Below are 10,087 nucleotides of genomic sequence, written 5' to 3'. Positions count from 1 at the left end.
GCCCCTCATGTTCTCAGTGGCATTGGTGCTACCCTGGCATGATCTCCACAGCATAACCTGTGCCGGCCTCGTCAAGGATTGCAGAGACAATCCGGCGGGCACCGCCTTCCGATCGCCAGCATGCACTGCGTTCCCACTTCAAAGAAGCATATCTTATCATACGTCATCCACTCAGCAACGGAAACCTCGTCGTCCGGATCCCCCGAACTCCACTTTTGTCCATACCGGCTCTCTGTTTCAGAGCTCGTGCCGTGTCCCGGCACCCGCCCACGACAGGTCCCCTGCTTTACCGGAAAGGACACAGGCGGCTTTAAACCCCGTACAGTGGCAGGGCCTCCACTGTTCCACCGCAAACCGGGAAGTCAACGCCCCAGTCACCTGGGAAACAAATTCCTCAGTCTGACCGGCAAGATGCATCCCGCCGACCACCGTGTGAAACCTCCTGGTGTCGAAATATCTCGCCACTTCTTCAAGGATATTCACCACACCAGCATGCGCACAGCCCAGCACGACGCTGATACCTCTGTCCCCCTTCACAACCAGGGAGAGATCGTCGGGGAAGAGATCGGGCTTCCAGGAATCCCCATCGGGAACAACCAGATGATCCGTACGGCTGACAAACGCCATATCGCGGTGTTCCACAGGAATCTCCAGCGCCCAGATATTTTCGGTGACCTGTGTCAGTCCCCGCACGGTGTTCATCTCCAGTGCATCACTGTTGATGTGGCAGCCGATGAAACATGGCTCGCCGTTCCGCAGGCGGGTATGCGGCATTTCAAGATCCTCATGGGCCCACAGGGGGATATTGCCGGAGCGCAGGAGAAACGCCTCCATACCTCCCGTATGGTCAAAGTGACCGTGGCTCAACACAAGATGATCGATGGTTTCCGGTCTGATCCCCAGTACATCCATATTGGGCATCAACGCCCTACCCTGTCCTGTGTCCATAAGAACCTGCGTGTCGCCATCCTGCAGGTGTATGCTCAATCCGTATTCAGCGACAACACGAGGGGTTTCCGCAAAATTCTCAACAACCACCGTTAGCTTCATCAATCTCTCCTCTCCGGGATCATCGCTACATCCCCAACAGATGCGGGAACCACAGGGAAAGCTGGGGTATGTAGGTGACACAGGCAAGCGCAACCAGGCTGGCCAACACAAAGGGAATCACTTTTATGGAGATCACCTTCAACGGGACCTTCCCGATATTCGATGCCATAAAGATATCCAGTCCTATGGGAGGGGTTGCCATGCCGATCGCCAGGTTCATGGTCATGAAAACGCCAAACACCACCGGATCGACACCGATGTGATGGATCACGGGAAGCATAATCGGAACAAAGATGAAAAAGGCCGATGCCGCGTCAATGAAACACCCCGCAACAAGGAAGATGACGTTCATGAAAAACAACAACACATACTTATTGTCTGTCAGACCAAGCATGTTCTCCGCAATGGAGCTGGCGATCTGACCTGTCGTCAACAGCCAGGCGAATACGCTGGCAAAGGCGATGATAAACATCACAACCGCGGAGCCCACCGAAGCATCAACGAGGAGGCGCCAGAGATCCTTGATCCTGATCTCCCGATAGACGAAAAAACCCACGAAAAACCCGTAGACCACCGCGATCCCCGCCGCTTCCGTAGGCGTCACAATGCCACCGTAGATACCCCCAAGGATGATAATCGGGGCCAGAAGCCCCCATATCGCATCCTTGAAAGCATGACACCGCTCCCCCCAGGTGTGCCGCCGGCCCTTCTTCAGGGAGCCGCTGTTTCTCTTCAGCAGCAAGAGACTGACAACAATCAGGGAGATCCCCAGGATGACCCCCGGGACAATACCGGCCATAAAGAGCTTGCCGATCGACACCTCCGCCAGCACCCCGAAGACGACAAAGGCAATGCTGGGAGGAATCACAATCCCCACACTGCCGGAAGCCGCCGTCAATGCCGAGGCAAACCCTCTATCATACCCTGCCTCAACCATGGCGGGCATCAATATCGCCCCAATCGCGGCAACCGTCGCCGGACCGGAACCGGAGATGGCGGCAAAAAAGCAGGAGACAACAACCGTCACAACAGCCAGGCCACCAGTCACATGCCCCATCATGACATTGGCAAAGGCTACAAGACGCTTCGAAATCCCCGCATATTCCATGATCACACCGGCAAGGACAAAGAAGGGAATCGCCAGCAACGTAAACTTCCCCAGCGAGGCATACATCACCGCGGGAAACATCGATAGAGGGAAACCGAACAAAATCAGCGAAGTAATGGCCGAAACGCCAAGAGCAATAGAGATTGGCACACCCAGCAGAAGAGCCAACGCAAAGATACCGAACAGAATCCAGGCCATCACGCATCTCCCCCCTGCTCGCCTTCAAAGGATTCAACCTGCAAGAGTCTGAGCTCGATGATCGTTGACTGGATCACACGCAGTATAATCAGGAGCGCGCCTAAGGGAACCGAAGCACCGGCAAGCCATTCCGGCAGTCCTAGTGCGGGGGTTCTCTGATTGAACATCATCTGGCTTTGCACCATCTCATAACCGGCTTTGGAAAGCACAGCCATCAGGGCCACTGTCAGCATCCCGATCAGCACAACAACCTTGCGCCGCAACGAGACCGGCAACAAGTCCGTAAGCGCTGTAAAACCAAGGTGAGCTCCCCGCTTATATGCGATCGACGCACCCAGAAAACTATTGTAAACGAAAAGAATTACCATAATCTCTTCCGAAAAAGACCAGGATGCATGTATCAAGTATCTGGAGATAACGTTACCAAAATTGACAATAACCATTACCAAGAGACTAGTCACTACCAAAAGCTCTTCAAGGTAATCAATAAGTCTCAAAACACTTCCCCCAAACACAAAAAATGAACGGGGGATATCACTCCCCCGTCCGAAATAACGCTGAGCTATTTCGTGTAGCCAAATGCTCCCAGAAGCTGCATGCCAATGATATCTTCGTATTCGTCATATACAGGCTGTGCCGCGTCCTTGAACGCCTGGATCTGCTCCGCAGTCAGCTTCGTCACTTCCATATCGTTCTGGAATTCCTCGATCAGCTCTGCATTCTTCTCTCTGGAAAGCTGCTTCTGGTAATCCATTGCTTCCTTCGCCGCGCCCATGAAAATCTTTTGTTCATCAGCATCAAGCTGGGACCAGAATCTTGTGCTCGCACCCATGATGATCGGATCATAGGAGGCATTCCACAGAGACATGTACTTCTGGACTTCCTGCACCCTCGCGGAAGCGATGACATCCGGGGGATTCTCCTGGCCGTCAGCCGTCCCCTGCTGCAGGGCAGCAAAGAGTTCCCCAAAGTTGATCGAGGTGGGATCGGCGTCGAGGGCTTTAAAAAGACTGATGAACATCTTGATAGTGGGAACCCTGATCTTCAACCCCTCGAGATCGGCAGGCTCTTTGATGGGATGCACGTTGTTCGTCAGCTGCCTGAATCCCGACTCACCAAAGGCCAGGGGCTGGATACCATTGGCCTTGACGAGATCGAAGAGCATCGCCCCGCCTTTGCCGTTCATCGCCTTGTCCGCCTGCTCATAGGAGGGAACAAGCCACGGCATGAGGGGAACGGTAAACTTGGGATCCACCGTCGTGTAGATGATGGTGGATCGCATATCGATATCCGTTCCACCCATCCTGAGCATTTCCAGGCCTTTGATGATGTTGCCTGCGGCGAGCTGGTCACTGGGATACAGCTCGACCTCGTACTTCCCGTCGGTCCTTTCGTGGATCAGCTCCGCGAACCTCTGGGCGCCTTCATACCACGTGGATTTCTCGGAAACAGCAATCCCAAACCGAACCTTTTCAGCCGCGGACACCTGATTTGTTGCCCCAAAGAACATCATAAAACCAACAGCAAGAATCCCCGTCAGACACAGAACGCCCACTTTCCTTCGCATAACATGACCTCCCTGAACAGATTTGTATCGCGTAACCAGCAGGAGATTGATTACCCCTGTAGATACCTCTCAAGGGACGTGGTGGTCGATGAAAGTCCCCGACTGAAGTGATACTCCAAAGCCCTGATGGTCTTTTCCAGGTTGCGTGCTTCAAGCGCCTCTACAATGGATGTATGTTCGTGCAATGTGGCCTCCATCCTTCCGGGGAGGCTGAGCGCCTGAACACCTCCATAAAAGATGCGGTCAATCAGTCGACTGATAACATCGAAGATCATGGGGTTGTAATAAATCTCATGTAAAAAGAGGTGTTGTTGGTTGTCATACTGCATGAACTCATAGGGATCATTCCGCTTCATGGCCGCTTCCTGGAGCGAAAGCAGTTCCCGCAGTCTGTCCAGGTGCTGTTCCGTCAGTATGGGGACGATCTGTTTCAAGAGATAGCTCTCAAGAGCAATACGGAGTTCGTACATCTGCGTCGCTTCCATCACCGTAAGCTCCTGGATCACAATCCCCTGATTGGGGAAGATACGCACAAAGCCCTGCGATTCCAGCTCTTTAAAGGCATCCCGCACCGGTGTCTTGCTCATCCCAAGACGTTTCGCAATCGCGTTCACGGAAATCGTCGAATTATTCGTAAGCCTTCCGGTGATGATCTCTCTTTTGATGGTGTTGTAGGCTTGTTCGGTTTTCGGGGCCATAGACACATTCCTTTTGAAGGTGGGTTATCCGAGATCCAACCGATATATCGGTGGAACATCGGCCAGAGCATACGCTATTCTGAACATTTCCGCAATACCCCTCTCGGGTTTTTACTTTTTTATTCTGCTGGAACGGTACGCTCAGAGCACCCTCTCCTCCCGGATATCTGGCAAGCGAAAGCTGCGTCCTGCAGTGGGAAGGAAGGGTACATACGAAAAGCGGGCCGGGCGCAACAAGCGCCCGGCCCCGTGACGTTGGTTTTTCCCTTGCGATGGAGGCTAGTTTTTGAGTTTGGCCAGGGCGTCCTCGGCGGCCTTGACGATCTGGTAGGCCGCCGGCGAGGCCGTCAGGTGGGGGTGGGTGCCGAACTGGACGGTGTAGATCTCCGAGGCGGTGAGGCGCTTCTGGATGGCCAGCCCCAGGATGTTGGTCATCTCGCCGACGCTCTTGCCGCCGGCGAGCTCCGCGCCGAGGATGGCGCCGCGGTCCCTGGAGAAGATCAGCTTCAGGTGGATGGTGGAGGTGTCCTCGAACTTGCCGGGGTGCCGGTCGGCGCCGCTGAAGACCCCGGTGACGATCTCGAAGCCCTCTGCGGTGGCGGCTGTCTCGGTGAGGCCCGCCACGCCGAGGGCAATGCCGGCCATGTCGGTGGAGTAGATCCCGATGTTCCGCTTGCTCTCTTTCACCAGCTTGATCTGGAACATGTTGGCCCCCGCCACGCGGCCTTCGAAGGTGGCCGTGGAGGCCAGCATCTGGCCGCTGGCTTTGCCGGTGAAGAAGTCCCGCGGTTCGGCGCAGTCCCCGATGGCCAGGATGTCCGGCTGGGAGGTGCGCATGTATTCGTCGGTGCGGATGCCGTTTTTGGTGACCTCCAGGCCGGCGTCCACGGCCAGGCTGTCGTTGGGCTGGTAGCCGATGGAGAATACCACCATGTCGGATTTGATCTCCCCGCCCTCTTCCAGCACCACGCCGCTGACCTTCTCGGTTCCTTTCAGCTCTTCCAGCACCACGCCGCTGACCTTCTCGGTTCCTTTCAGCTCTACCAGCTTGTCGTGGACCATCTTGATGCCCGCATTCTCCAGCTTTTCCTTCACCATATCGCCGAACTCGGGATCGAAGCTCTTGCGGAGCACACGGCTGCGGTAGAGGACGGTGACGTTCTTGCCCATCTTGCGGATCTCGTCGGCCACCTCCAGGGCGATGAAACCGGCGCCGACGATCGTCACATCCTGCACGTCGTCGAGCTTGGAGCGCATCTCTTTGAGGTAGTCATAGGTCTTGGGAACGGTGAAGACGTTCTCCAGATGGCAGCCTTTCACCTTCGGCCGTGTGGGGCGCGAGCCCGTGGCCAGCAGCAGCTTGTCGTAGGTGATCGAGTTGCCGCCCCTGGTGAAGACGCTCTTGCAGTCCGCGCCGATCTCGGTCACCTCGTCGATCAGCAGGTCCACACCCGCCCCGTCCAGCATCTTCTCCGACGGCAGTCGGTTGTCGTCGATGGTGGCCAGGGTCCCGAAGATGTAGGGGATCCCGCAGGGGATCATGGAGATCTGCTGGTTGTCGATCACCAGGATCTCCTTTTCCGGGTAGATCCTCTTGGCTGCCGTGGCTGCCGTGAGCCCCCCGGCGCTCTTACCGACAATGACTGCGTCGTAGCTCGACTTGATGCCGTCCACTTTGACTTCCATCCTCCAAATCCGCTCCTCTCAGGTATAGTTACAGTGTTCACATGTGGCCTTGCGTATTCTACCATAATGTTCACATTGCTACCATAGTTTTCCGAAAATCCCATTGCGCTCCTGAAGAGGATCGGGGAAATCCGAAGGAGGACGCCGTCGGCATTGCCGGTCCCCAGGCTTGTTGTGACGACAGGTTGCGGCGGTCTGTTTGCCACGGAGCCCTCCAGGGCGGCTTATGGGGGTCTTGTGCCTGGTACCGCCCTGTCTGTGAGGCAGGGCGGATAACGAAGGTGTAACATTTTCAGGAAAGCCCCTCCCTCCGGCGGATGGCGGTTTGCACTGCCTTACCTCTTTGCGTAGAATGAGAACATCAAATGCTTTAGCTATTTGCAGTAAAGATGTGGAGAAAATGTTTCCATGGGCGACGGTGACCTATGGCTGTCCGAAGAGAGGCGGGCGACGAGGACATGGCAGACGGAGGGGACAGAACGCAAGAGCTGGTGGAACGGCTGCTGGAGGGAGACGCGGCGGCCTCCGTAGCCTCTGCGGAGGCTCTGCTCGCCGACGGCTTTTCATACCGGAGCATTATCGTCGAGGGAATCGAAACCGCCATGGAGCGGCTGGATGCCAAGTGCACGCTGGAACAGTTCAACCTGCTGGAGATCATGCTCGCCGGCAGGGCGATGATGGCGGTGATGAAGGCGCTCTACCCCGACGAGGCGGCGCCCGCCGCCTGGCGGAATCGGAGTGTTGTGCTGGCTTCGCTGGAGGGCGATGTCCACGACCTGGGCAAGAATATCCTCCGTATGGTCCTCACCGCCAAGGGGTTTACGGTGGTGGATTGCGGAAAGGACTGCCCGATGGACCGGCTGGTGGCGGCGGTGGCGGAGCACCGTCCGCTGGCGGTGGGTATCAGCGGCCTGATCTCCACGATTATCCCCCAGGTGCGCGCCGTTCGCCCGGCTCTGGTGGAGCGGGACAGCGCGCTTGCCGGTACCTGGGTTCTTGCCGGCGGGGCGGCGCTGAAACAGCTCACACCGGAGCAGCTGGACGTGGACTATGTGGCCCAGTCGGTCTTTGAAGGGGCGGCCTATCTGGAAAAACTGGACGAGGGGGCGGTGTCGTGAACGCCATGGAGCGTGTCCTGGCGGCCGTCCGCCTGGAGCCTGCCGACCGGACGCCGGTGGTGCCCCAGGTCTTCGGACAGGCGGGCGTGATGAATGGGATGCCGCTGGAAGCATACATCACCAGCGGGGAGGCGATCGCCGAGGGGCAGATGCGGGCGCAGGAGTACTACGGTCACGATGCGGTCTTCGCCGCTATGGACCTGGGTGTGGAGACAGAGGCGACGGGGTCCACACTGCGCTACCGCAGGGGGGAATACCCTACGGTGGAACGCTACGCGGTGCAGGCCCCCGAGCAGCTTGACGTTCTGGAACCGCCGGATCCCCGCTCCTCGGGGCGGATGCCGGAGCTGCTGCGGGCCGCGTCGATCCTGCGGCGCGAACTGGGCGACGAGGTCCCGGTAATCGGCTGCATAGCGGGTCCGCTGACACTGGCATCCCAGCTGATGGGGCTGGAGGCCGCCCTCTATTTGGTTATGGACGAACCGGAGCGTTTCGAGCAACTGCATGCCCTCGCCGCGGAGACGGTGCGCCGGTTCGGGCTGGCGCTGCTGGATGCCGGGGCCCACGGCATCATGCTGTTCAATCCGTCGGCGTCGCCGGAGGTGGTGCCGGCTCAGTTCTTCCGGGAGTTCGAGTGCCCCCGTCTGCGTGCCCTCGGCGAGGCCTTCCGCAAGGCCGGTTCCGCGGCGCTGTGGTTCAACACCGCCGGTCCGGTGGAGTCCATCCTGCCTCTCTACCGCGGCTGCGGTGCCGATATCGGCAACCTGGACTACTGTGTCGCCCCGGAGGATGTGCTGGCCATGGAGCTGGACCTCTGTGTGGACGGCAACATCAAGCCGCTGGACTTCGTGACGGCGACGCCCCGGGAGATCCGGGCGGCTGCGGACAGGCTGCTCGCTCTCTTCGCCGGACGGGACGGGTTCATCCTCTCTTCGGGTTGCGAGGTGCCGCCCCAGGCGCCTCCCGGGAACGTCTCGGCGATGACCGGGGCGGTGCTGTCCGGCGGGAGTCTGTAGCGGTGCTGCATCTGACGGTTGTTGCGGAAGGGGGACGCCATGGGGTGTGGTACGCCCTGGGGCGGAGTCTCCGGAGGGTCCTGAAGGACACCGCGAGTCTGCTCCAGCGGTCCCGGCTGGCCAACCCGGCGGCCTGGGGGGATTCCCGGGATCACCTCTATCTGCGGGGAATGGACGCACCATGAGCGGAACGGAGGTGGGTGCGGAGGCCTTCACCGCACTGGTCCGGACAGCCCAGTATATCGCGGGGAGCTCTCTGCAGCAGGATCTCTGCGAGGTGATCGCCGGCGTGATGGCCCGTTTCCACGGCGCGGTCTGGACGGCCTTCGCCGGATACGACCACCGCGGGTTGCTGGAGTGTCGATACGCTTCGGAGTCGGTGGCCTTTTTCCGTGAAGAGGGGGTGCCGGAGCCGCTCCGTCGGGCCGCCGAAGGCGTGCTGGAGAGTGGGTTTCTGGATATCCGGGAAGGCCCGGCGGATGTGGCTGTTCTCCTGCCTCTCCAGGAGGAGGGGCAGGTGCGGCTGGTTCTGCTGGTGGGCTATCCGCCGGAGCAGTGGCCCTCCCGGGAGCGGCTGAATCTGCTGCTGGCCGTGGCGGGGCTGGTGGAGATCGCCCTGGAGCGTCGCAGGGCCGACGAGGCATTGCGCCGGTATCAGGAGTATCTGGAGTCGCTGGTGGAGCGGCGTACCGCCGAGCTCCGGCAGAAGAACGAACGGCTCACCGGCGAGATCGCCGAGCGGGAGCGGGCCGAGGCGGTGCTCAGGGAGAGCGAGGAGCGCTTCCGGACACTGAACGAGAGCCTCTCGGTGGGCGTGGTGATGATCGACCCGGCCTTCCGCATTGTCCATGCCAACCCGGTGCTCCGGCGGTGGTTTTCCAGTGAGGCCTGCAGTGGGTATCCCTTTTGCTACGCCACGCTCCACAATCCGCCGCTGGACTGTCCTTCCGAGGGATGCCCGGTCTCGCGTACGCTGGCCGACGGCGGCCACCACCGGGGGGAACGGACGGTCGTCGTGGACGGAAGGACACGTACCTTCCATCTGCTCTCCTCGCCGATCACCGATGGCGAAGGGAAGGTGACCGCCGCCATCGAGGTGCTGGAGGACATCACCGAACGCAAGGAGGCCGAGCGGGCCCTGGCTGCACGGAACGAACAGATCCGCCGCGCTTCGGTCAAGGAGGCCCGGCAGGCGGGGAAGATCGAGATCGCCAGTGGAGTGCTCCACGATATCGGCAACGCCGTGGCCGGCATGGGGGCCACGCTGGTGGAGTACCGCAACGCCGAGCACTGGCCGGAGATCGACGGTCTCAAGCGGCTGCAGGGACTGCTGGACGCCAGGGCCGATGCCGTGGATGCCGCGCTGGGGACGGGGAAGGGCCGGGCCCTCTGCGACTATGTGGCCGAGCTGATTACCCGGCTGGACGAACGCGCCCGGCACCAGCGGGCCGCCACCGACCGGATCCAGAGCATCGTCACCCATATCTCCGACATCCTGACCCTGCAGCGGCAGTACACCCGGGGCGGCGCGGCGGAACGCCGCACGGAGATCGATCTCTGTGCCGTCATGGACGACGCGGTCAACATCATGGCCTCCTCCATCCAGAAGCGGGGGATTACCGACGCCCGCCGGTACGAGGCGGGAG

Annotated in this window: 10 protein-coding genes; 4 read left to right on the top strand and 6 right to left on the bottom strand. The window is 59.6% G+C overall.

What is annotated here, in order from left to right:
- Positions 1 to 237: 237 nt before the first annotated feature.
- From K9L28_10510 to K9L28_10485, 6 genes are all read right to left on the bottom strand, one after another.
- Positions 238 to 948 (bottom strand): MBL fold metallo-hydrolase, encoded by a 711-nt coding sequence (locus tag K9L28_10510; GenBank protein MCF7936759.1) that lies wholly within the window; start codon positions 946 to 948, stop codon positions 238 to 240.
- A gap of 127 nt (positions 949 to 1,075) precedes the next feature.
- On the bottom strand, positions 1,076 to 2,356 hold the full coding sequence (locus K9L28_10505) for a TRAP transporter large permease (GenBank protein MCF7936758.1): 1,281 nt from the start codon (positions 2,354 to 2,356) through the stop codon (positions 1,076 to 1,078).
- Positions 2,356 to 2,853, bottom strand: a complete 498-nt coding sequence (locus K9L28_10500; protein MCF7936757.1) for a TRAP transporter small permease — start codon at positions 2,851 to 2,853, stop codon at positions 2,356 to 2,358. The genes K9L28_10505 and K9L28_10500 overlap by 1 nt, the downstream gene beginning before the upstream one ends.
- A gap of 65 nt (positions 2,854 to 2,918) precedes the next feature.
- Positions 2,919 to 3,923, bottom strand: a complete 1,005-nt coding sequence (locus K9L28_10495) for a DctP family TRAP transporter solute-binding subunit (GenBank protein MCF7936756.1) — start codon at positions 3,921 to 3,923, stop codon at positions 2,919 to 2,921.
- A gap of 50 nt (positions 3,924 to 3,973) precedes the next feature.
- A complete protein-coding gene (locus tag K9L28_10490) occupies positions 3,974 to 4,621 on the bottom strand; it encodes a GntR family transcriptional regulator (GenBank protein MCF7936755.1) in 648 nt (215 codons plus the stop codon).
- Between the two features lie 279 nt (positions 4,622 to 4,900).
- Entirely contained in the window at positions 4,901 to 6,307 is a 1,407-nt protein-coding gene (locus tag K9L28_10485) for an FAD-dependent oxidoreductase (GenBank protein MCF7936754.1), read from the bottom strand.
- A gap of 425 nt (positions 6,308 to 6,732) precedes the next feature.
- On the opposite strand from K9L28_10485, the gene K9L28_10480 reads away from it, so the two are divergent.
- The 4 genes from K9L28_10480 to K9L28_10465 all read left to right on the top strand — a co-directional run.
- Positions 6,733 to 7,425, top strand: a complete 693-nt coding sequence (locus tag K9L28_10480) for a cobalamin-dependent protein (protein MCF7936753.1) — start codon at positions 6,733 to 6,735, stop codon at positions 7,423 to 7,425.
- Entirely contained in the window at positions 7,422 to 8,441 is a 1,020-nt protein-coding gene (locus tag K9L28_10475) for a uroporphyrinogen decarboxylase family protein (protein ID MCF7936752.1), read from the top strand. Before K9L28_10480 ends, K9L28_10475 begins: the two co-directional genes overlap by 4 nt.
- Before the next feature lie 2 nt (positions 8,442 to 8,443).
- Entirely contained in the window at positions 8,444 to 8,626 is a 183-nt protein-coding gene (locus K9L28_10470) for a hypothetical protein (protein MCF7936751.1), read from the top strand.
- Positions 8,623 to 10,087, top strand: a 1,465-nt coding sequence (locus tag K9L28_10465; GenBank protein MCF7936750.1) for a PAS domain S-box protein, incomplete at its 3' end; no start/stop codon positions are given. The genes K9L28_10470 and K9L28_10465, both read left to right, overlap by 4 nt.

The sequence above is a fragment of the Synergistales bacterium genome (assembly GCA_021736445.1).
In the GTDB taxonomy this organism is placed as follows: Bacteria; Synergistota; Synergistia; order Synergistales; family Aminiphilaceae; genus JAIPGA01.
The sequence above is the reverse complement of the archived record's forward strand: the minus strand, read 5'-3'. Positions and strand labels throughout refer to the sequence as shown.

Bases quoted from the DNA above. Each gene is read 5' to 3' on its own strand.
- K9L28_10480 (MCF7936753.1), top strand. From the start codon at position 6,733: ATGGCTGTCCGAAGAGAGGCGGGCGACGAGGACATGGCAGACGGAGGG.
- K9L28_10485 (MCF7936754.1), bottom strand. From the start codon at position 6,307: ATGGAAGTCAAAGTGGACGGCATCAAGTCGAGCTACGACGCAGTCATT.
- K9L28_10495 (MCF7936756.1), bottom strand. From the start codon at position 3,923: ATGCGAAGGAAAGTGGGCGTTCTGTGTCTGACGGGGATTCTTGCTGTT.
- K9L28_10505 (MCF7936758.1), bottom strand. From the start codon at position 2,356: ATGGCCTGGATTCTGTTCGGTATCTTTGCGTTGGCTCTTCTGCTGGGT.
- K9L28_10510 (MCF7936759.1), bottom strand. From the start codon at position 948: ATGGACACAGGACAGGGTAGGGCGTTGATGCCCAATATGGATGTACTG.
- K9L28_10490 (MCF7936755.1), bottom strand. From the start codon at position 4,621: ATGGCCCCGAAAACCGAACAAGCCTACAACACCATCAAAAGAGAGATC.